Here is a 21,438-nt window from a genome sequence, read left to right as displayed (position 1 = left end):
CCTCGTGTAGATTAGTTACGGTGAACCGTACCGCAAATAAAAAGTAAAACCTAAGTAAACATAATCAATATATTTCACCTGAATTTTGCGTAACATTCATGTTTGAGTTGCCCACTAAATTAGAGTTGCATAAAAAGAAATGGACTAACCGATATTAGGTTAGTCCATTTTCAAGTGTGTTAATTAATAGTGAATCTCCCTTCTGTACTTTTAGGAGCTTTTCGGTATTAGCTCCTGACTCTCCATATGTATATTCTGTTAGTATTGGGTCCTCATGTCCGAAATTTCGCTCAGCATTTTTATACCCAATTAAATAATTCAATATTGATTCCCTCCCATATTAACTCTATTATCATTATAATTTAATTGGATTAAGATGGATAATACCAAGTACCTAAACAACATATGTTGCTGTTTTAAAATCATCCCCAAAAGCATTAATCCACCTAAGACTACAAAACCTCCCCCTAAAATGTTAAAGTAGTAACTTGACGACATTAATTTACACATGCTAAAAGCATTACTATAATCAACATTTCAGGAGGCAAAACAATGGCAATGAGCAACAACGATATATTAAAAAGAGTAAGATATGCTTTAGATATAAGAGATATAGATATGGTGGAAATATTTAAACTTGGCGGGATGGAAGTAACGAAAGAAGACGTAGTTGATATGCTTACAAAAATAAAAAGAGCGCCTCAGCATGAACCTGAAGATGCGGATGTAATCGAAGATGAGTACGTAAAAACATGCGATATGATGATGTTAGAGGCATTTTTAAATGGATTCATTACTTTAAAAAGAGGGAAACAAGATCCGAAACCAGGGCAACCGGCACCTGTACAGAGCAAGGAGAGTGCCAATAACCTTCTTCTAAAGAAAATGAAAATCGCACTATCTTTAACGACTGAGGATGTAATTGATATATTAGATAGCGTGGGCGTTACGGTAACAAAAGGAGAGTTAGGCGCTCTATTAAGAAAAAAAGGCCATAAAAATTACAAAGAGTGCGGCGATAGATACGCAAGGAATTTCATTAAAGGATTAGCTGTAAAGTATAGAGGATAATGAGTTTGTTAAAGCAGTAAATGATATAATAGGTAGAGTAGGACGTTTGTATCCTACTCTTTTTTATTTGTAAAATAATACGCTAGGTGATGAAATGATACATACATATTTAGGTGAGACAATTAATTTTCATATAACTTATAAGAAGAAAAAGTCCGTGCGTCTTTTTGTAGATTCGTACGGAAATGTGGAAGTGCAAGCTCCAAAAGGGACACCTGTTGAATACTTAGTCAAGTTGCTAGAGGAGAAGTGGGATTGGATTCAGAGAACCCGTAAGGAAATGCAGGAGCGAGTGCTTGGACCACAGGAAAAAGATTATGATCAAGGAGAGGAATTTCTGTATTTAGGAAGTACGTATCCGATACAGATTTCTCAAGATACAAGTATGGAGCAAGACAATGCAGTGTTTGAAGGGGATAAGCTACATATTTATGTGAAAGAGCTTAAGGATGAGAAAATACAACAAGCTTTAAAACGATTTTATTATAAGCAGTGTAAAGCGCTAGTAGAGAAGAGTATTAAAGCGCATCAAAGTAATTTTAAAACAAAACCGCGATCTATTCGTATTACAGATAGTAGTCGTACGTGGGGAACTTGTGATTCGAATTTACAATTAACATTTAATTGGAAGCTAGCGATGGCACCACAGCGAGTGATTGACTATGTAGTTGTTCATGAAATGTGCCATATGGTTCATTTAAATCATGATCGTTCTTTTTGGCGCCTTGTCGGAAAGATAATACCTGATTATAAGGAAATGGAGAATTGGTTAGCGCTATCTAGTTGGAAGATGACGATTTAGGAGTATCGATTTTTGTCGGTAAATCGATATTCCTTGTCGAATCGTTGATATATTGTGAGTTTTGATAGATATATTTGAAAAACCGTTGATATATTGTAAGTTATGATAGATATATTCGAAAAATCGTTGATATAATTTCATTTACCACAAAATTGTTCAAAGGATCGAAAAAAAGGAGATGTCACAAGGGACATCTCCTTTTTTCGAGCATATAGATTATCGCCCAAACTTCACAATGAAAGTATCTGCTGTTTTCTCCATCTCATACCCACGATACCCCTCCGAAAGCAAAGCCTGCTGTCCATTAGCATCACTCATTAGAATACTTTGAATATCTGTCCAATCTCTTTCTTTATCTCTGCGCAATTGTTTCACAAAAATATACCGCATACTACCACCATACTTCTCCTTCAGCGCAGCAATCTCCATCCCTTGCGCAAACTTATCCTTCAAACTTGGAATGTTAAAAGGAGCAACGGTGCAACATACATAATCATATTTGCTATCTTCTTTTTGCAATTCTTCCATAATGACTTTTGCTAATATTTTTTGCATCCCATTTCCTCGGCAGTTCGGATGAACGTTTGAGATTTCTTGATAGATAACGCTTTGTAATTCGCTTTCGTGTAATCCGATATCGAGTCCTAAATGTTCATCGTCGATAGGAGGGACGAGTAGAGCACGAAATGCGATGAGTTCATTTTCGATAAAAGCGCCAATCATCATGCCGTTTCCTTCTAGAATATATTGAAATTCTTCTTGTGAGAGTGGTTGTAAACGACTTTTATCTTCCAATGCTTCAACTATAATGTTTTGTAATGATAAAATTTGTTCGATGTGCTTTCTTGATAGTAATGTAACGTGAAATGGTTGTTCGTTTTGTTTTAATTTTCCTTCATATAGAACAGTCATGTGTTAGTCCTCCTTTAGCGTACAACGTCTTGAAAGACGGTTAGTTCTTGTAATGTATCTTCGTTTATTTCAATGCCGAGTCCTGGCTTTTCTTTTAAGCGAATGAATGGTACGTCGTAATGTAGGTTTCCGATATCTTTCGTGAATTTTAACGGACCTGTAAGTTCAACACTTGTAATGATTTTTTTTGAGAAAGCGACGTGGAATCCTGCGGAAGAGGCAACGGATGATTCGACCATTGATCCCACTTGGCATTCAATGCCGGCCATTTCTGCTTGATGAGCGAGCTTTACTGCGGGATATATGCCGCCGCATTTCATTAGTTTTATATTTACTTTATCAGCTGCGTCTAATTTAATAATTTGGCGCATTTCACGAGAACTTTTTAATCCCTCATCAATCATAAGCGGAAGGTCTGTTTTCGAACGAATATGAGCCATTGCGTCAATATCATCCGCTACAACAGGTTGTTCAATCCAGTCGATATTTAAATGTCCTAATGAACGAAGTGCAGTTAATGTATTTGCGCTATTTTTCCAGCCTTGGTTCACATCAACACGAATGGCGATGTCATTTCCTACACGTTCACGCACAGCTTCAATTCTTTTTACATCTTCTTTTACATTCGTACCGACTTTCATTTTGAAAGATTGATAACCTTTCTGAATCATGGAAGCAGCTTCTTCCGCCATATCTTCTGGAGGAGCAATGCTTAAAACGTGAGTGATAGGAAATTCTTCATGGTAGCGCCCGCCAATTAATTGATATACAGGTTGTTTTAGTTTTTTGCCCATTATATCAAAGCAAGCAATATCAATCGCAGCTTTTGCTGTCGGCACACCGTAAATGGTATTGTCCATTATGTCGTGTATTCTTTCAATATTCATTGGATTTTTCCCGATTAGAGCAGGAGCTAGCGTATGTTTTAAAGTATGGAAAGTACTTTCCCATGATTCACCTGTGACGTGATCATCAGCAACGCCTTCACCGTAACCGATAATGTCTTCGTCTGTTTCCATTTTGACGATAATAGAAGGCATATCAGAATAAGAACCATAACTAATAACAAACGGATTGCGAAGTGGTAAACGAATTGCGTAAAGGTGAATAGCTGTAATTTTCATTGAATAGAAACCCCTTCCTGTTTACAATAGTTTTATACATTTGATATAGTTGACGTTAAATAGTCGTTAATTAATAATAAGGAGTTAGAGAAAATGATGATAAAAATTGCAGTTGTCGGTTCAAAGGAGTTTATGGAGAATCTTTTCCCTATTGCTCATAAATTAGAAGAAATAGAAATTGATCCATATGTTTACCTTCACCCGGCAGAATCTTCTGAACTATTAAAGCGTTTAAAGCCTTGTGATGTTATCTTTTTCTCAGGTGCCTTACCTTATTATATGGCAAAAGAAATAAGAGAACAATTACGAATTCCAAGTACGTACTTACAGCAAGATGAGACAACGGTTGCATCTTCACTTCTTTCTGTCATGTATCATCAAGGTATTCAACCGCATAAAATTTCAATCGATTTAGTAGACCGTTCGTTTATTACAAATGTATGCCGCGATATCGGTATAAAAGAAAAGCCACAAGTGTTGGATTATGAAAATATGTTGTGGAGTAAAGAGGAAATAAATAGAGTCATTGATTTTCATGTAGCTAAATATCAATCCGGAGAGGCTCATTTAGCTTTAACTAGTATTCACGCTGTTTACGATGAGCTTCAAAAAATAGGTGTTCCTTCAGAGCGTATGATTGATCCAACACAGTCCATTATACATGGGCTAAAAGATGCAAAAATAAAAGCTGAGTTAGCAAAAAGCTATTCAGCTACTGTTGGTGCTTGTATTATTTCTTCCTTAGAATTACGAACGAGTTTGCTTGAAAAACTAGATGTCATTTCAAAAGAACTACGTGGTTCATTTAAACAAGTGGATGAAATGACATGCATTTTGTATACAACTCGTGGTGATATCGAATCGATTATTAAAACAAATGCGATACATAACTTGTTTGCGAGCGTAGAAGGAACGATAGCTATTGGATTTGGTTATGGAAAAACCGTGAAAGAGGCGGAGCAAAATGCAAAAATTGCTCAAAGTTTTGCAAAGAATAATCCAATAGATCGTTGTTTTTATATACTAACAAGTGATAAAGATTTATTTGGTCCGTTCCCGAAAGAACAGAGAGTACAAAGTTTGAAAAATGATAATCCGGAACTAATGAAAATAGCGAAGGAAACGAAGCTTAGTCCGGCCAACTTGTCAAAAATCATTCAATTTAGTCAATCGCATCCGTCATTGAAGTTTACAGCAGCTGACCTTTCTGAGTACTTACAAGTGACCCGGCGATCGACAGAAAGATTGTTAAAAAAATTAGTTGATTACGGGTATGCTCATATTTGCGGCGAGGAAATGCCCTATCAACAAGGGCGACCTCGCGCACTATATGAACTGAATTTACCGCTATTTTTAAGCTTCTAGTTGCGCTTTTTGTTTCTTTAGTAGTTCTGCTTTTTCAATGTCTGATAGTTTTACAATTGTGAAGCCTGTTATACCATAAATGATTGAGATAATAGGTACGATGAAATTCAAAATAGCATAAGGGGCATATTCAAATGCACCTACGCCAAGTGTAGCGAGAATAAATACACCGCACGTATTCCAAGGAACGAAGACAGAAGTTAATGTTCCGCCATCTTCTAATGCTCTGGATAAATTTTTTGAATGTAGTCCTTTTTCTGTGTATGCATTTGCGTACATTCTTGAAGGAACAACAATTGAAATATATTGTTCAGAGCAAGTAAGGTTTGTTGCAAAACAAGATGCGATAGTAGAAGCGATAAGCCCTTTTGCTGATTTTGCTAACTTTAAAATTTGATTTACAATTGAGCGAAGAATACCTGTATGTTCTAATACTCCTCCGAAAGTCATAGCGACAATTGTCATAGAGACTGTATTCATCATCGAATCTAAGCCACCGCGGTTAAATAGTTCGTCTACTAGCTTGTTTCCAGTGTCTATAACAAATCCAGCTTGGAGTGCACCGACAGATGCTGAGACAGAACCACCTTGAATAAAGACTTGTGATAAGAATCCTAAAATAATACCGACGAGAATGGCTGGTATGGCAGGAACCTTTTTAGCGACCAATACCATAACGGCTACGGGTATGATTAATAGGAAAGGTGAAATAACAAAGTTTTGTTGTAAGACTTGTAATGTTTGATCGATGCTTTGCGCATCAATATTGTTATCACCGAAGCTTCTTCCTAAGAAAGCATAGACGATAAGAGTAATAATTAAACCTGGAATTGTAGTAAATAACATATGACGAATATGTGCGAATAAATCTGTATTTGTTAATCCTGCGGCTAAGTTTGTTGTGTCTGAAAGCGGTGACATTTTATCGCCAAAATAAGAGCCTGAAATAATGGAACCAGCAACCATTGGAGCTGGAATACCCATACTTAGACCAATGCCCATTCCGGCAACACCAATTGTTCCCATTGTAGACCAAGAGCTACCAATCGCTAATGCAACGATAGAACAGATAATGGTAATGGATACTAAAAATAGTGATGGAGTTAAAAGTTTTAAACCGTAATAAATCATTGTTGCGACGATTCCACCGCCAATCCAAGCACCGATTGTTAAGCCAACAAGAATAATAATGACGATAGCGGGTAATGCAAGACGAATCCCTTTATACATTGCTTCTTCAAGATCATTCCATTTGTAACCGTAACGCCAAGCGACGATAGAAGCAACGGTCGTACCGATAATAAGTGGAACGTGAGGGCTTTGTTTTAATACAACAATTGTAACCATCATAACTGCAACGGTAATGATAATAGGGATAATCGCTATTCCAAAAGGTATTTCTTTTTTCATAAATTTCCTCCTTGTTACGTATGTTTGTTTGTATTTTTTTAGAATTGTCGTAAAATAGACGGTTATTAGGTTATGATAACTAAAAATATATGTAAGCGTCAACAAAAAACAGAAAATAAGGAATGTTCTAGTTGTTTATCCAGTTTGTAATATAGATACAGAGTAAGCTTTTAAAAAGTTTAAAAATAAACAATTGACTTTTTTCTTAAAATTCAATATGTTCATAAAAACATCTGTTTTTCATAAGTATAATTAACCTGAATGGTTTGTAATTTGGGAAGGAGAATGGAGCTTTGAAAACATTAGAACTACAAGAGCGTTTAACGGAAATTTTTCAGCATTTACATGAAAACCCTGAAGTAAGTTGGAAAGAGTATGAAACGACAGCTTATATTACTAACTTTTTAAAAGAAGAAGGAATTTCATATAAAACATTTGATGATTGCCCAGGCGTAATCGCTGAGATTGGGAATGGGAACCCGGTTATTGCGATTCGTGCTGATATGGATGCACTTTGGCAAGAAGTAGATGGAGAATTTAAAGCGAATCATTCGTGTGGTCATGATGCTCATATGACGATTGTAATGGGGCTTATTTTACAATTGAAAAATATGAGATGGGATAGTGGAACGGTTAGATTTATTTTTCAACCGGCAGAAGAGAAGGGAAATGGTGCTTTAAAGATGGTAGAGAAAGGTGCTGTAGATGATGCTGATTTCTTATTCGGTGTCCATTTACGACCAATCGAAGAATTATCTTTGAAACAAGCAGCCCCATCTATTCGTCACGGAGCAGCAAGATTTCTAGAGGGTATGATTCATGGGGAGGATGCACATGGGGCAAGACCACACCAAGGTGTGAATGCAATTGATGTCATTTCCATGATTAATATCGGTTTGAAAAATATATGGTTGCCGCCACAAAGTTCATATTCAGTGAAGATGACGCGGTGCCAAGCTGGTGGAGATAATCTAAATATCATTCCAGGTAACGGCCATTTTAGCTTAGATGTAAGAGCGGAGAATAATACATTATTAGAAGAATTAAAGAAAAAGATAGAGCATGTAATAGAATCAGCCGCATCAATGGGATCGAAAACTTCATACGAATGGATTGATCTTGCTCCAGGAGCAGAGGTGTCAGAAGAAGCGGAGCGTTACATGCGTAAAGGCATTCTCGAAGTGTATGGAGAAGAGCAATGCACAGGGCCGCTTTATACGACAGGAAGCGATGACTTCCATTACTACACAGTGAAGAGACCACATTTAAAAGCTGTCATGCTTGGACTAGGAGCAGATCTACAACCTGGATTACACCATCCGCATATGAAGTTTGATCATAGTTGTATTATGGATGGGGTAGAAATATTGAAGCAAACTGTATTGAAAGTGTTAGAAGACAGGGGCTAGAGAGCTCCTGTTTTTTTATCGTGAATTGTCGGTAAATCGATATATTTGAAAAACCGTTGATATATTTTGAGTTATGATAGATATATTGAGAAAATCGTTGATATATTTGAAGTTACGATAGATATATTAAGAAAATCGTTGATATATTTGAAGTTACGATAGATATATTAAGAAAATCGTTGGTATAATTTCACGTACCTATTAATTTGATGAAAAATGAGCCTCCAGTACATGGTGTATAATAATAAGTACCATTTTTTAATAGGAGAAAACGAATGAACGAACAATATTACGATGCAGTTTTACATATAAAAACAGTTGGTGAGCAAAAAGGGTTTAACAAGTCTATGCATTATCACCGCTATGAACCGACGCCGTATAGCGGGTTAGATGAGTTATTGAATCAATATGAAATACGAAGTAGCGACCGAATTGTAGACTTTGGGTGCGGAAAAGGGCGATTAAACTTTTATATGCATCATAAATGTGGTGCTTCAGCAGTTGGAATTGAAATGAATGAAGAGTTTTATAAAGAAGCGATGGATAATAGAGATCGTTATGCACGAAAGGCACGAAACAGTAAGGGGAAAATTCAATTCCAATGTTGTTTAGCGCAGGAATATGAGATTGGTCCACATGATAATAGGTTTTATTTCTTTAATCCGTTTTCTGTGCAAGTGTTTATGAATGTAGTCAATAACATTTTGCTTTCAGTAGAAGAAACGGGGAGAGAAGTGGATATTATTTTATATTATCCTTCTGAGGACTATATTTTCTTCTTAGAAAATCAGACTGCGTTTGAGCTGAAGAAAGAAGTTAGATTGCCAGGTGCTTATGAGAAGAATGGGAATGAGAGGTTTTTAGTGTATACGTTAGGATAATAAAAAAGCAGATGCTAAGGCACCTGCTTTTTTTATTAGTTACGGATTAAGTAATCAAATGCGCCTAAAGCAGCGTTTGCACCTGAACCCATAGAGATGATGATTTGTTTGTACGGATTATTTGTACAGTCACCTGCAGCAAACACTCCTGGTACGTTTGTAGCGCCGTGCTTGTCTGTGACGATTTCACCGCGAGCGCGTTCAACTGTTTCGCCTAACCAGTCTGTGTTTGGCACAAGACCGATTTGAACGAATACACCTTGTAATTCAACGTGATGAACTTCTTCAGTTTCACGATCGATGTAAGAAATACCGTTTACTTTGTCAGTACCAGTGATTTCTTTCGTTTGAACGTTTTTCAGAACAGTTACGTTTGGTAAGCTGTTAAGACGCTCTTGTAATACAGCATCAGCTTTTAATTCTGGCATGAATTCAAGAACAGTTACGTGCTTAACAATACCTGCTAAGTCGATAGCTGCTTCAATACCAGAGTTACCTCCGCCAATAACTGCTACATCTTTTCCGATGAATAATGGGCCGTCACAGTGCGGGCAGTATGCTACACCTTTATTTTTGAACTCAGCTTCACCTGGTACGCCAACATTACGCCAGCGAGCACCTGTAGAAACGATTACGCTCTTACTTTTCAGAATAGCGCCGTTTTCAAGTTCCACTTCAATAAGTTCTTTTTTCTCTAAACGTTTCGCACGTTGTAGATTCATTACATCGATGTCGTATTCTTTTACGTGCTCTTCAAGGCTTGCTACTAGCTTAGGACCTTCAGTGCGTTTTACGCTGATGAAGTTCTCAATACCCATAGTATCCATTACTTGACCACCGAAGCGCTCAGCAACGATACCAGTGCGGATGCCTTTACGTGCTGCATAAATTGCTGCACTTGCACCAGCTGGGCCGCCACCAACAACAAGAACATCGTATGGATCTTTATCAGAAAGCTCTGATGCATCTGGACCGTTACCCATTTTAGCTAAAATTTCTTCAAGTGTCATACGACCGCTTCCGAAAGATTCGCCATTTAGGAAAACTGTTGGTACTGCCATGATGTCTTTGCTTTCTACTTCTTCTTTGAATGCAGCGCCATCAATCATAGTATGTGTAATACCAGAGTTAAGAACGCTCATTACGTTAAGAGCTTGTACAACATCAGGACAGTTATGACAACTTAGGCTGATATAAGATTCAAAATGATATTCGCCTTGAATGTTTTTAATTTGATCGATTAATTTTTGTTCAACTTTTGGAGCACGTCCACTAACTTGTAGTAAAGCTAACACTAATGAAGTAAATTCGTGTCCTAATGGAATACCAGCGAATACTACACCAGTGTCTTCATCAGGGCGATTTACACTAAAGCTTGGTGTTCTCTCTAGTTCAACTTTTTCTACTGTAATCTTTGATGACATAGTAGCTAATTCATCTACTAGAGATAACATATCTTTAGATACATTATCGTCTCCTGAGCTAACTTTAAGTAAAATATCGTTCTCCATTAACTGAAGGTATTGGGATAGTTGTGTTTTTATATCTGCATCTAGTATCATTTTGATCGAACTCCTTAGATTTTGCCTACAAGGTCAAGGCTTGGTTTAAGTGTTGCAGAACCCTCTTGCCATTTAGCTGGGCAAACTTCACCTGGGTTGTTACGTACGTATTGAGCTGCTTTAATTTTGTTAACAAGAATGCTTGCATCACGGCCGATACCGTCAGCGTTGATTTCCATAGATTGGATAACGCCGTCTGGATCGATGATGAATGTACCACGAGCAGCAAGACCTTCTTCTTCCATTAAAACGTTGAAGTTTGTAGTGATTGTGCGAGTTGGGTCACCAATCATAATGTATTCGATTTTGCCGATAGTTTCTGAGCTATCATGCCATGCTTTGTGAGTGAAGTGAGTGTCTGTAGATACAGAGTATACTTCAACGCCTAAGTCTTTTAGAGTTGCATATTGGTTTTGTAAGTCTTCAAGTTCAGTTGGGCAAACGAATGTGAAGTCAGCTGGGTAGAAACAAACTACACTCCATTTTCCTTTTAAACTTTCGTCAGTAACTTGGATAAATTCTCCATTATGGTAAGCATTAGCTTTAAACGGTTTTACTTCTGTGCCGATTAATAACATATTAAATTTCCTCCTAAATGTTGGTTTTGAGCATCAAAAAATAGTTTGCTCATAAAATATATTTTTTAATTAACTATAATAATTCTAATTCGATATTAATTATCATATAGAAGTGGTTATTTTGTCAAGAGAATAAACCAACTTTACACCAATTTAATTAATATTTATTCTCAATTAAGGTTGTTAGGGAATGAAAAGGTAACTTTCATGTCATAAATTTTCAATGAGTGTTTGAAAGAGTAGTGTGTATGTTAGAGACATGGTGTAAGTATAAATTCTTAGGAAGGAGATATTTCTTGGAAGTTGTAGATTTGAAAAGGAACTGCTTATTTCTATTTTACAAAGAATTGTGCGATAAATAAAATAAAATGAATCGGAATCTTTTTGAATAATTTTTGTCCGCTCAAATATATAATTAGGAAGTATATTGCAATGATAATTAGAAACATTGACTCAAAGGGCTAACAAGATATAATAAAATCTAGATATATCTTTCAAAAAGAAGAATATATAATATAGGATGAAAAACATTCAACCTATTATTTTTTTATAGCCTTTAGAAAACGCTTACAATTAGTGTGGGAGGAGAAACCATGTCTAAGTTCACGAAGTATTTTTTAATGGAAGATAAAGATGTGATTGCATATGTGAAAGAGAAATTATCTAAGTTTGAACATGCAAAGGGGTTACAGTGTAAAGAAATAGGTGATGGTAATTTAAATTATGTGTTCCGCGTTTGGGATGAAAAAGAGACCATGTCTGTCATCGTAAAGCAGGCCGGGAATACAGCACGTATTTCAGATGAGTTTAAGTTGTCGACGAATCGTATTCGTATAGAATCAGATGTTTTGCAGCTAGAGGAGGAGTTAGCACCTGGGCTTGTTCCAAAAGTATATTTGTTTGATAGTGTGATGAATTGTTGCGTGATGGAGGACTTATCAGATCACACAATATTACGTACAGCACTTATAAATCATCAAATATTTCCGAGGCTTGCTGAAGATTTAACTACTTTTATGGTAAATACTCTTCTATTAACATCAGATGTTGTAATGAATCATAAAGAGAAGAAGGAACTTGTGAAGAATTATATAAATCCAGAGTTATGTGAGATTACAGAGGACCTCGTATACTCTGAACCATTTACAAATCATAATAAACGTAATGAGTTATTTCAATTAAATGAAGGATGGATTAGAGAGCATATTTATAGTGATAAAGAGCTTCGTATGGAAGTAGCGAAACTTAAGTTTTCTTTTATGACGAATGCGCAGGCGTTGCTTCACGGTGATTTACATACTGGTTCTGTTTTCGTAAAAAGTGATTCTACAAAAGTTATTGATCCTGAGTTTGCTTTTTATGGACCTATGGGATATGACATTGGGAATGTAATGGCGAATTTAATATTTGCTTGGGTGAATGCAGATGCAACGATGCTACCTGGAGCTGAGAAAGATACGTATATGGATTGGCTAAAAACGACGATGGTAGAGGTAATTGATTTATTTAAGAAGAAGTTTTTAGTTGCTTGGGATATTCATGTGACAGAAATTATGGCGAAGGAAGAAGGCTTTAATGGCGTATATTTACAATCTGTGTTAGAGGATACAGCTGCAGTGACGGGTCTTGAGTTAATTCGTCGTATTGTTGGATTAGCGAAAGTAAAGGATATTACTTGTATTGAGAATGATGAAGCACGTGCTAGAGCGGAGCGAATTTGCCTTCAAGTAGCGAAGAAGTTTATTTTACGAGCGAATCAATATAAAACAGGTACGAGTTTTGTAGAAACGTTAAAAAAACAGTCCATTCATAGCGCGAAGTAAGGAGAGAAAATGATGAAAGAGCAATTAATACCAATTCAATGGAAAGATGATGCTTTAGTTTTATTAGATCAAACGTTATTACCGAACGAAGTTGTCTATGAATCTTTCAAAACAGCTGAAAGTGTGTGGGATGCAATTCAAGTCATGAAAGTGCGAGGTGCACCAGCGATTGGGGTTTCAGCAGCGTATGGTGTGTATTTAGGGGTAAAGGAATTTGCTGAAAGTACGGTAGAAGGATGTATTGAAGAAGTAAAAAAGGTATGTGCATATTTAGCAACATCAAGACCGACGGCAGTAAATTTATTTTGGGCGCTGGAAAGAATGGAAAGTGTAGCGATAGATAATGTTCACTTATCGATTGCACGGTTGAAAGATAGATTGTTAGAAGAGGCAAAAGAAATTCATAGAGAAGATGAAGAAATTAACCGTCAAATTGGAGAACATGCATTAACATTATTCCATGATGGCATGGGATTATTAACTCATTGTAATGCAGGTGCGTTAGCAACGACTAAGTATGGTACTGCGACAGCTCCAATGTATTTAGCGAAAGAAAAAGGATGGGACCTTAAAATCTACTCTGATGAAACACGACCTAGATTACAAGGTTCAACGTTAACAGCATTAGAACTACAGCGAGCGGGAATTGATGTAACAGTCATTACCGATAATATGGCAGCTATGGTCATGTCACAAGGGAAGATTGATGCGGTAATCGTCGGCTGTGACCGAGTAGCAGCAAATGGTGATGTAGCAAATAAAATTGGAACATTAGGCGTATCTATTTTAGCTAAATACTATAACATTCCGTTTTATGTAGCAGCACCAACACCGACAATTGATTTAAACACACCGATAGGAAACGAAATTCCGATCGAAGAAAGAGATGCTTCTGAAGTAATCAATCGTTTCGGACAATATTCAGCTCCGAAAGGAAGTAAAGTATACAATCCAGCATTTGATGTTACGCCACATGCAAATATAACAGCAATTATTACGGAAAAAGGGATTGTAAAGGCACCGTTTACGGAGAATTTAAAAAATCTATTTTAGTAAATAGGTATATAGTCAGTCATCATAAGCTTCATACTTAGGGGGATGTATATGTTATTACAAAAAGAAAGAGAAGAAATTGTAGCGTACGGAAGGAAAATGATTTCTAGCGGTTTAACAAAGGGGACCGGCGGAAATATTAGTATTTTCAATCGTGAACAAGGCCTAGTTGCAATTAGCCCAAGTGGTTTAGATTATTATGAAACAACGCCCGTGGATGTAGTTATATTAAACTTAGATGGTGAAGTAGTAGAAGGTGAGAGAAAACCGTCAAGTGAACTAGATATGCATCTTATTTATTATAGGAATCGTGAAGATATAAATGCGCTCGTGCATACACATTCACCTTATGCGAAGACGATTGCATCATTAGGGTGGGAGCTTCCTGCTGTTTCATATTTAATTGCTTTCGCAGGCCCGAATGTACGCTGTGCACCGTATGAAACATTTGGTACGAAGCAATTAGCAGAGGCTGCTTTTGAAGGCATGATTAATCGCCGTGCAGTATTACTTGCGAACCACGGTTTAATTGCAGGTGCAAATAATATAAAAATGGCATTTACTGTTGCGGAAGAAATTGAGTTTTGTGCGCAAATTTATTATCAAACGAAGAGCGTCGGAGAACCGAAGTTATTGCCAGAAGATGAGATGGAGAATTTAGCGAAGAAGTTTGAAGGATATGGGCAGCAGTAGAATGAAACGAAAACACCCTCAAGATTGCACTCTTGAGGGTGTTTTTTATGCTTTCTTAAGCAATAAATACATAAAGTAAGGAGCACCAATTAAAGCAACGACAATACCTGCCGGAATACCGTTAGGTTCAACGATGTTTCGTCCGATTGTGTCTGCTAATAGTAATAGCCATCCGCCGATTAAAAGGGCGATAGGCATGAAGATTTGATGTCTTGGGCCTACTAAAGATTTTGCGATATGAGGAGCCATCAGCCCGATAAAGCTAATTCCTCCTGTTACGGAAACTGCTGCAGCTGCAAGTGCAACGGCTGCAATTAATAAGTATCTGCGTTCTTTTTCAATTTCAATTCCAACGCCGATTGCGACTGGTTCGTTTAATGCTAAAATGTTTAATCGATTTGCTTTATAGAAAACAAATGGAATTAATACGATTAACCATGGGAGCATTGCGAAAATGAAGATCCAATCATCTCCCCAAATGTTTCCGGCAATCCATTTGGCGATAAAGTCGACTTTCATACGATCAGCAGATGAAATAAGGACAATCATTGCTCCAGATAGTGCAAATGAAAAACCGATACCGGTTAACGTTAATCGTATTGGCTGAAGCCCTGTTGATTGACTATATGAAAATACGTAAATTAAAACAGCTGTAAGAAAAGCCCCGATAAATCCAACGACTGGTAGTAAATAAAGAAATGAACCTACATCTATTGGAAAGTATAAAAAGAAAATAGAAACAGCAACACCAGCACCAGAGTTAATCCCGAGAATACCAGGTTCAGCTAAATCGTTACGTGTAATGCCTTGAAGGATAGCACCTGATAAAGCGAGTGCCATACCAGCTAATACTGTAATGATAATTCTAGGTAGTCTTAAAGAATATAAAACGAATTCTTCTTTAAATGAACCTTGTCCCATTAGCGTTGGGAGTAGTCGATCATAAGATAAAGATGCTGAACCGAGTCCCATTCCAATTACAATGGTTGTAATAGTTAGTATAAGTAATGCGAGTATAATAAGACGTTGTTTTCTTAAAATAGATGGCATCATGAGAATGTTTTTCCTCCTTTACGAACAATGAATAGGAAGAATGGTAATCCTACAATTGCGACGATAGCAGCAACGGGTGTTTCATACGGAGCATTAATTGTACGTCCGATTGTGTCTGCAAGTAACATAAAGGAAGCACCAGCAATTGCTGACATCGGAATAATAAATCGGTAATCTGGACCAACAATAGGACGCACCATATGAGGTATCATTAAACCGATAAATGCCATATTTCCGACAAGCGCCACAGAAGCACCAGCAAGTAAGATAATAATGATAAACAAAATTGTTTTAATAACAATGATTTTTTGACCGAGTCCAACAGCAACTTCTTCACTGAAACTAAGGACTGTCAATTTTCTTGCAAATAAGATAGCGATAAAGATACTTATTGAAATGACTGGAATAATAATTTTCAATTGACTCCAAGTAGTTCCAATCACCCCTCCAGCAGTCCAAAGTGATACATCTTGTGAAATTTTGAAGTAAATGCCGACTCCTTCTGAAATTGCGAGTAGAAATGCTGAAACTGCAGCACCTGCTAATACAATTCGAAGAGGAGAAAGTCCGCCTTTTTTCACCATACCAATTCCAAATACCATAATTGCCCCTACCGCAGCCCCGATAAAGCAAGCTAATGTTAAGTACAGATAGCTTATGGAAGGGTTGAAAGCAAGTGTTAGTGCAAGTGCAGCATTTGCGCCACCCGTTAGCCCAAGTAAGCCAGGATCTGCAAGGGGGTTTCGTGTTAATCCTTGCATAATTGCCCCAGAAACGGCTAGTCCAGCCCCTACAAAAATAGCAGCAACTTCACGTGGTAAACGTATTTCACGAATAATAGATATTTTGTCTCCTTGAGCCGAGGAAGTGAGTGCTAACCATACGTCTTTTATAGAAGTATCTGCAGCCCCTAATACCATTGCAAACATAAAAATTAGAAAGAATGCAATTATGCTCAAAATTAGTTTGTATGTAAAAGCTATAGAACGTGGATTGTCATGATCTTTTGTCATTCGTTTCACATCTTTTCTGTTCATAGAATAAAGGAAGAGGAATTCTTAAATTAAGAATTCCTCATGTTTGTATTATTTACCAAGAAAGTTTTTCTTGAAGAAGTCTAGTTGGAAATCTAATGTAAGTGGATCATTGAAATAGAATTCCATCATGTTTGCTTCGTATACGCGATTATTTTTTACTGCTGGAATGTTTTTGTATGATTCTGTCTCTTGGAAGGAGTTATCAGTATCTTTGTTTTTACTTACGATTAAGTAATCACCAGCAAACTCAGGTAATACCTCAGTAGATAATGCGTAGTAACCTTCTTTTAAAGCTTTTTCTTTTACTTTTTCAGGCATTTTTAATTTCATTTCTTGGTACAGAATTTCTGTTCCGCGGCCCCAGTTCTCGCCGTATACATAAAGCTGTTTATTGAAGTTTTCAACAACAGATACTGTTGCATCTTCACCAATTTTTGCTTTAATTTCTTTACCAGCTTCTTGTGCACGTTTCTTGAAATCATCAATCCAAGTTTTTGCTTCTTTTTCTTTGTTTAATAACTTACCGATTTCTAAATGTTGTGTTAAGTAATCAACTTTTCCGTAAGTGTATGTTACAGTAGGAGCAATTTTCTTTAACTTATCGACATTTTTAATATTTGATAAACCAATGATTAAATCAGGGTTTAGTTCAGCGATTTTTTCAACATTTTCATCTGATACTTCAGCAGCATCTTTAAGTTTACTATCAAAACGTGGGTTTTGTTTAGACCATGAATCTACCCCAACAACATTTACTCCTAATGACATTACGTTACCAGCGAATGCTGATAAAACAACAACGCGTTTTGGATTTGCAGGAACTTCTACTTTACCATTTTCAGATTGGTATGTAATTGTTTCTGATTTACTACCTTTTGCATCGTTCTTTTTGTCTGTAGAGCCGTTGCTACAAGCACTCATAACAAGAACGAAAAGAACTGTTAGTGAAATAAATAACTTTTTCATCGTCTTTCTCCTTTAACATAGATGTATGTGTATACAATAATTTGTTTAATTGCAATCTTTTTGAAAGAGTAGTGGTAATGCAAAATGTTTATTAAAAATCTTGAATGTGAGATTTCACAATATAGTATTAACCATATTAATGAAAGAAGATGTAATCCCAAATTTGCTAATTATTAACAAGTTGATAATGATTATCACTATTGATTCTTTAAATAATATAATTTTATATGGGTGTATTGTCAATAGTAATTTTGATTGTAAATTTTGCGGAAACAGGTTATATTTTATTGAGAATGATAATCAATGATTAGTAGCTGAGGAGTGAGCACGAATGAATCGAGAAGAATTGTTTGATGTAACTGTAATAGGCGGAGGACCTGCAGGGCTTTATTCAGCTTTTTATAGTGGACTTAGAGAGATGAAAACGAAAATAATAGAATTTCAACCACAGTTAGGTGGAAAAATACATGTTTATCCGGAGAAGATGATTTGGGATGTAGGAGGGCTATTGCCAGTTACAGGTGATAAATTAATTGAACAACTTGTACAGCAAGGGCTAACATTTAAACCGGAAGTTGTATTAAATACAAAAGTAGAATCAATTATTCGTAATGAAGATGGAACTTTTACGTTAAAAACAAGTACTGGCGAAGAACATTTTTCAAAAACAATTATCGTCGCAACTGGAAGCGGTATATTGAAACCGCAAAAGTTATCGATTGAAGGTGCGGAGCGATTTGAAGTATCGAATTTAAATTATACAGTTAAATCTTTAATGCGTTTCAAAGATAAAATGATCATTATTTCTGGTGGAGGAAATTCTGCCGTTGATTGGGCGAACGAATTAGAACCAATCGCGAAAAAAGTGTATGTAACATATAGAAAAGAAGAATTATCTGGTCATGAAGCACAAGTAAAACAACTAATGAACAGCTCAGCGGAGTGTTTTCTGAATACATCGATTACAAAATTAATTGCTGGTGATAATCATGAAGCGATTGAATATGTAGAATTAACGAACCATGAGACAGGTGAAGTTTCTCATTTACCTATTGATGAAGTTATTATTAATCATGGATATGAACGTGACATTACATTATTAGAAAATAGTGAGTTGGACGTTGCGATTATAGATAATTTTTATATTGCAGGTAATGCAAATAGTGAGTCTTCTGTAGATGGATTATATGCTGCGGGAGATATTTTGAAACATGATGGGAAATTGCATTTAATTGCGGGAGCATTCCAAGATGCTGGAAATGCTGTGAATAAAGCGAAACAATTTATTCAGCCAGATGCAAGTGAGTACGGAATGGTTTCTTCGCATAATGAAGTATTTAAAAAACGAAATCGAGAATTGATAAAGCAAATGATGAAATAATAAAGTGAAACTTTAATCAGTGGGGGCTATCCTGCACTGATTATTAACCTCCACCAATCGGGCTTTTACTACCCACAAATAGCCGGATAAAGGTACAAGTATACCCCCATTTACTTCTCTATTCAAATAGACGAGAGATGTAAATGGGGGTTTTCCTGTTTACTATATTTTCAATCATTATTATGACACCGGTTTCATCAGTTCATATGACATGAACATTTTATTTGTAAATCAGTCTAGAAAACAATGAATCTATGTTTTGTTTACGCTGTTCCTTTTGCTCGTTCATTAGGAAATGGCATATTTAGTATAGAAGCAATGTATTGTTTTCCATGTTTTCGAGCCAATGATTCTAATATTTGACGAACGCGTTTTGTAAGATGCCCTTGTTTTTTTATCGCTTCACAATATGCGTCGTAGAAAGCATATTTAGCCCATAGAAAATCATCTTGTTGGAATAAGAAATGATTTTTGTACCATTCACCAATTGTATGATAACAATTGTTTTCGTGTATTGCTACGCCTTGAGAAAGAATACGATCTGATAAAGATGTAGTTAAATGAGAAGTTGTATTTTCTGTTTCAACTTGTAATGTTTTTTCTAACATTGTAATGATGTGACGAGTAGCCATATGTTAACTCTCCTTTGTGTAAATGGGTGATACCATTCTATATTTAAAAAAATACTTACTATATTATTATACAATATATGGAATGGTTCTACCTGCTTTTTAAACTGCATTTACAAAATCTTTTTTATTTGTTTACAAAAATAAAGTAAGATACAGTATATATGAAAAAACAATAAAGGAATGAACGCATTGTATATAACAATAGAAGAAGCTGCGGAGTATTTGAATTTACCAAAATCGTATATTGAAGAGCTAATTCAGCAAAAAAAAGTTCGTGCGCTATTCGATGGAGAGCAATATTTATTAAATAAAGAACAATTCAACACGCATTTAGAACAAATGGAGAAATATAAACAATTAGTGGAAGAAATATTAAACGAACCAATTCCAGAAGATATGGACGTTAAAGACGAAGACTAAACTTTAGGAAATCCCGTATGAAGATATGCAGAAATGTATCTTCATACGGGATTTTTTTATCTAAAGACATCAAAATCCTAAGGAGCCCTCAGGATTTCTTAGAATTTTGATAGGTAGTAGTCTACCATGTTAAAAGCATATTTTTTTCGAGCTAGGACAAACATAGAGAACGTAACCTGTACAGATACATATACTATCAGTGCAAAAGCTTATAAATTAATGGAAGGGGTTTTCTCGTGAGTTTATTTCATTGGGATTTTTTGAAAGACTTAATTGGATCTTATGTAAGAGTGAACAGAGGTGGACCAGAATCTCAAAAAGGAACAATAGTATCATTAGGTGCGGACTACTTCGGATTAGAGAATGAAAAAGGAGAGAGCCATTACTACCAGCTTCGCCATCTGAAAAGCATTACCCAAAATACGAAAGATGGTGGAGTAGGTGATTTAGAATGGGTGGAAGAAGACATTGCAGAAGACTTTGAAACGCTACTTCAAAGCTTCAAATACCGCTGGGTGAAAATTAACCGTGGTGGACCAGAGAAAATTGAAGGTATTTTACAAGATGTTTCTGGCGGTTATGTAACATTGATTATTAAAGAAGAAGTTGTATTAATTGCACTATCTCATATTAAGAGTGTTAATTATAATGCATCTGTAAGTGGACAGAGTGATGAGAGTAGTGATGAGAGTAGCAATGAGAAAAGTAATGAAAACAGCAATAATTCAAATCGAGCTCGCGCACTAAGACAATCAAGTAGAGGAAGATAAAACAGAAAGGAGGGTATGAATTTGAAGGATGTATTATGCTGTGATCAAATCAAAGGTTTAGTTGGTGAGAATGTAAAAGTAAATCTTCGTGGACCGGAAAGTCGAGTAGGTGTACTGTCATTGTTAGGAAAAGATTACCTTACACTACAATTACCTCATGGAGAATTAGTGTATTATCAGCTGAAACATGTGAAGAGTCTAGTTAGAAAAGTGAAAGAGGCACAAGGAGAATATGGTTCATGTTTTTATGCGGAAGAAGATACTTTTTTAGATGCATTAAATGACTTGAAGTATAAATGGATAAAGATTAATCGTGGTGGACCAGAGTGTGTGGAAGGTTTATTAAGTGATATACATGATGGGAATATTACACTAGTTAATGGTGATGAGGTCATTTATGTGATTAATTCCCATATTAAGAGTGTGAGTCAAATAGTTAAAAACAAAAAGAATGAAGAAGAATAATGTTTAATAAATAAAAGGGGCATTATGATTG

At 36.0% G+C, this 21,438-nt stretch carries 22 protein-coding genes; 12 read left to right on the top strand and 10 right to left on the bottom strand.

What is annotated here, in order from left to right; translation table 11 throughout:
* Positions 1 to 154: 154 nt before the first annotated feature.
* On the bottom strand, positions 155 to 322 hold the full coding sequence (locus ACS2MN_RS23555) for a hypothetical protein (protein WP_001108407.1): 168 nt from the start codon (positions 320 to 322) through the stop codon (positions 155 to 157).
* A 230-nt stretch (positions 323 to 552) separates the two neighbouring features.
* Between ACS2MN_RS23555 and ACS2MN_RS23550 the strand changes: the two genes are divergently transcribed.
* A complete protein-coding gene (locus ACS2MN_RS23550; RefSeq protein ID WP_001251733.1) occupies positions 553 to 1,071 on the top strand; it encodes a DUF1456 family protein in 519 nt (172 codons plus the stop codon).
* Between the two features lie 94 nt (positions 1,072 to 1,165).
* Positions 1,166 to 1,873, top strand: coding sequence for a M48 family metallopeptidase (locus ACS2MN_RS23545; protein ID WP_098709368.1), 708 nt, complete (start codon positions 1,166 to 1,168; stop codon positions 1,871 to 1,873).
* Positions 1,874 to 2,089: 216 nt separating this feature from the next.
* Here ACS2MN_RS23545 and ACS2MN_RS23540 read toward each other — a convergent pair whose 3' ends face one another.
* Together ACS2MN_RS23540 and ACS2MN_RS23535 are read right to left on the bottom strand one after the other, a co-directional pair.
* Positions 2,090 to 2,785, bottom strand: coding sequence for an N-acetyltransferase (locus ACS2MN_RS23540; protein ID WP_098709367.1), 696 nt, complete (start codon positions 2,783 to 2,785; stop codon positions 2,090 to 2,092).
* 14 nt (positions 2,786 to 2,799) lie between these two features.
* Positions 2,800 to 3,909: a mandelate racemase/muconate lactonizing enzyme family protein gene (locus ACS2MN_RS23535; RefSeq protein WP_087951268.1), complete on the bottom strand. Its 1,110-nt coding sequence runs from the start codon at positions 3,907 to 3,909 to the stop codon at positions 2,800 to 2,802.
* Between the two features lie 93 nt (positions 3,910 to 4,002).
* Here ACS2MN_RS23535 and ACS2MN_RS23530 point away from each other — a divergent pair, with 93 nt between their 5' ends.
* Complete coding sequence (locus ACS2MN_RS23530; protein ID WP_000972802.1) at positions 4,003 to 5,274, top strand: hypothetical protein; 1,272 nt, start codon at positions 4,003 to 4,005, stop codon at positions 5,272 to 5,274.
* Here ACS2MN_RS23530 and nhaC read toward each other — a convergent pair.
* Positions 5,263 to 6,684: a Na+/H+ antiporter NhaC gene (gene nhaC, locus ACS2MN_RS23525; RefSeq protein WP_000711510.1), complete on the bottom strand. Its 1,422-nt coding sequence runs from the start codon at positions 6,682 to 6,684 to the stop codon at positions 5,263 to 5,265. The genes ACS2MN_RS23530 and nhaC overlap by 12 nt on opposite strands.
* Positions 6,685 to 6,977: 293 nt before the next feature.
* On the opposite strand from nhaC, the gene ACS2MN_RS23520 reads away from it, so the two are divergent.
* Both ACS2MN_RS23520 and ACS2MN_RS23515 read left to right on the top strand, forming a co-directional pair.
* Positions 6,978 to 8,093 carry a M20 peptidase aminoacylase family protein gene (locus ACS2MN_RS23520; protein ID WP_087951265.1) on the top strand — a complete coding sequence of 372 codons (1,116 nt, stop codon included), beginning with the start codon at positions 6,978 to 6,980 and terminating at the stop codon, positions 8,091 to 8,093.
* Between the two features lie 275 nt (positions 8,094 to 8,368).
* A complete protein-coding gene (locus ACS2MN_RS23515; protein ID WP_087951264.1) occupies positions 8,369 to 8,974 on the top strand; it encodes an SAM-dependent methyltransferase in 606 nt (201 codons plus the stop codon).
* 35 nt (positions 8,975 to 9,009) lie between these two features.
* On the opposite strand, the gene ahpF is transcribed toward ACS2MN_RS23515, so the two are convergent.
* Together ahpF and ahpC are read right to left on the bottom strand one after the other, a co-directional pair.
* Positions 9,010 to 10,536: an alkyl hydroperoxide reductase subunit F gene (gene ahpF / locus ACS2MN_RS23510; protein WP_000599520.1), complete on the bottom strand. Its 1,527-nt coding sequence runs from the start codon at positions 10,534 to 10,536 to the stop codon at positions 9,010 to 9,012.
* 14 nt (positions 10,537 to 10,550) lie between these two features.
* Positions 10,551 to 11,114, bottom strand: a complete 564-nt coding sequence (gene ahpC, locus ACS2MN_RS23505; protein ID WP_000924420.1) for an alkyl hydroperoxide reductase subunit C — start codon at positions 11,112 to 11,114, stop codon at positions 10,551 to 10,553.
* Between the two features lie 593 nt (positions 11,115 to 11,707).
* On the opposite strand from ahpC, the gene mtnK reads away from it, so the two are divergent.
* Genes mtnK through ACS2MN_RS23490 form a run of 3 tightly spaced genes read left to right on the top strand, consistent with a single transcriptional unit; the run spans position 11,708 to position 14,683 of the window.
* The gene (gene mtnK / locus ACS2MN_RS23500) at positions 11,708 to 12,937 is read left to right on the top strand and encodes an S-methyl-5-thioribose kinase (RefSeq protein ID WP_000033269.1); all 1,230 of its coding nucleotides are present in this window, start codon (positions 11,708 to 11,710) and stop codon (positions 12,935 to 12,937) included.
* Between the two features lie 9 nt (positions 12,938 to 12,946).
* A complete protein-coding gene (gene mtnA, locus ACS2MN_RS23495; RefSeq protein ID WP_098637760.1) occupies positions 12,947 to 13,990 on the top strand; it encodes an S-methyl-5-thioribose-1-phosphate isomerase in 1,044 nt (347 codons plus the stop codon).
* A gap of 51 nt (positions 13,991 to 14,041) precedes the next feature.
* Positions 14,042 to 14,683, top strand: coding sequence for an L-fuculose-phosphate aldolase (locus ACS2MN_RS23490; RefSeq protein WP_000926572.1), 642 nt, complete (start codon positions 14,042 to 14,044; stop codon positions 14,681 to 14,683).
* Positions 14,684 to 14,728: 45 nt separating this feature from the next.
* Here ACS2MN_RS23490 and ACS2MN_RS23485 read toward each other — a convergent pair whose 3' ends face one another.
* The 3 genes from ACS2MN_RS23485 to ACS2MN_RS23475 are packed head-to-tail and all read right to left on the bottom strand — an operon-like array spanning position 14,729 to position 17,739.
* Positions 14,729 to 15,736 (bottom strand): FecCD family ABC transporter permease, encoded by a 1,008-nt coding sequence (locus tag ACS2MN_RS23485; RefSeq protein ID WP_000982878.1) that lies wholly within the window; start codon positions 15,734 to 15,736, stop codon positions 14,729 to 14,731.
* Complete coding sequence (locus ACS2MN_RS23480) at positions 15,733 to 16,773, bottom strand: FecCD family ABC transporter permease (protein WP_375813930.1); 1,041 nt, start codon at positions 16,771 to 16,773, stop codon at positions 15,733 to 15,735. Before ACS2MN_RS23480 ends, ACS2MN_RS23485 begins: the two co-directional genes overlap by 4 nt.
* A 48-nt stretch (positions 16,774 to 16,821) precedes the next feature.
* The gene (locus tag ACS2MN_RS23475; RefSeq protein ID WP_000732565.1) at positions 16,822 to 17,739 is read right to left on the bottom strand and encodes an iron-hydroxamate ABC transporter substrate-binding protein; all 918 of its coding nucleotides are present in this window, start codon (positions 17,737 to 17,739) and stop codon (positions 16,822 to 16,824) included.
* A 331-nt stretch (positions 17,740 to 18,070) separates the two neighbouring features.
* Here ACS2MN_RS23475 and ACS2MN_RS23470 point away from each other — a divergent pair, with 331 nt between their 5' ends.
* Entirely contained in the window at positions 18,071 to 19,120 is a 1,050-nt protein-coding gene (locus tag ACS2MN_RS23470; protein ID WP_346994893.1) for an NAD(P)/FAD-dependent oxidoreductase, read from the top strand.
* 263 nt (positions 19,121 to 19,383) lie between these two features.
* Here the strand turns inward: ACS2MN_RS23470 and ACS2MN_RS23465 are convergent, their stop codons facing one another.
* The gene (locus ACS2MN_RS23465) at positions 19,384 to 19,752 is read right to left on the bottom strand and encodes a hypothetical protein (RefSeq protein WP_000235486.1); all 369 of its coding nucleotides are present in this window, start codon (positions 19,750 to 19,752) and stop codon (positions 19,384 to 19,386) included.
* Between the two features lie 180 nt (positions 19,753 to 19,932).
* Between ACS2MN_RS23465 and ACS2MN_RS23460 the strand changes: the two genes are divergently transcribed.
* The 3 genes from ACS2MN_RS23460 (at position 19,933) to ACS2MN_RS23450 (ending at position 21,407) form a co-directional block, all read left to right on the top strand.
* Positions 19,933 to 20,172: a helix-turn-helix domain-containing protein gene (locus ACS2MN_RS23460; protein WP_002037874.1), complete on the top strand. Its 240-nt coding sequence runs from the start codon at positions 19,933 to 19,935 to the stop codon at positions 20,170 to 20,172.
* Positions 20,173 to 20,408: 236 nt separating this feature from the next.
* On the top strand, positions 20,409 to 20,942 hold the full coding sequence (locus ACS2MN_RS23455; RefSeq protein ID WP_000051643.1) for a hypothetical protein: 534 nt from the start codon (positions 20,409 to 20,411) through the stop codon (positions 20,940 to 20,942).
* Positions 20,943 to 20,963: 21 nt separating this feature from the next.
* Entirely contained in the window at positions 20,964 to 21,407 is a 444-nt protein-coding gene (locus tag ACS2MN_RS23450) for a hypothetical protein (protein ID WP_000655884.1), read from the top strand.
* Positions 21,408 to 21,438: the final 31 nt, after the last annotated feature.

Source organism: Bacillus cereus group sp. BceL062 (genome assembly GCF_051780025.1).
GTDB classification, from domain to species: Bacteria; Bacillota; Bacilli; order Bacillales; family Bacillaceae_G; genus Bacillus_A; species Bacillus_A toyonensis.
Note: the sequence above shows the minus strand (reverse complement) of the source record. Positions and strands in the feature narration are given on the sequence as shown.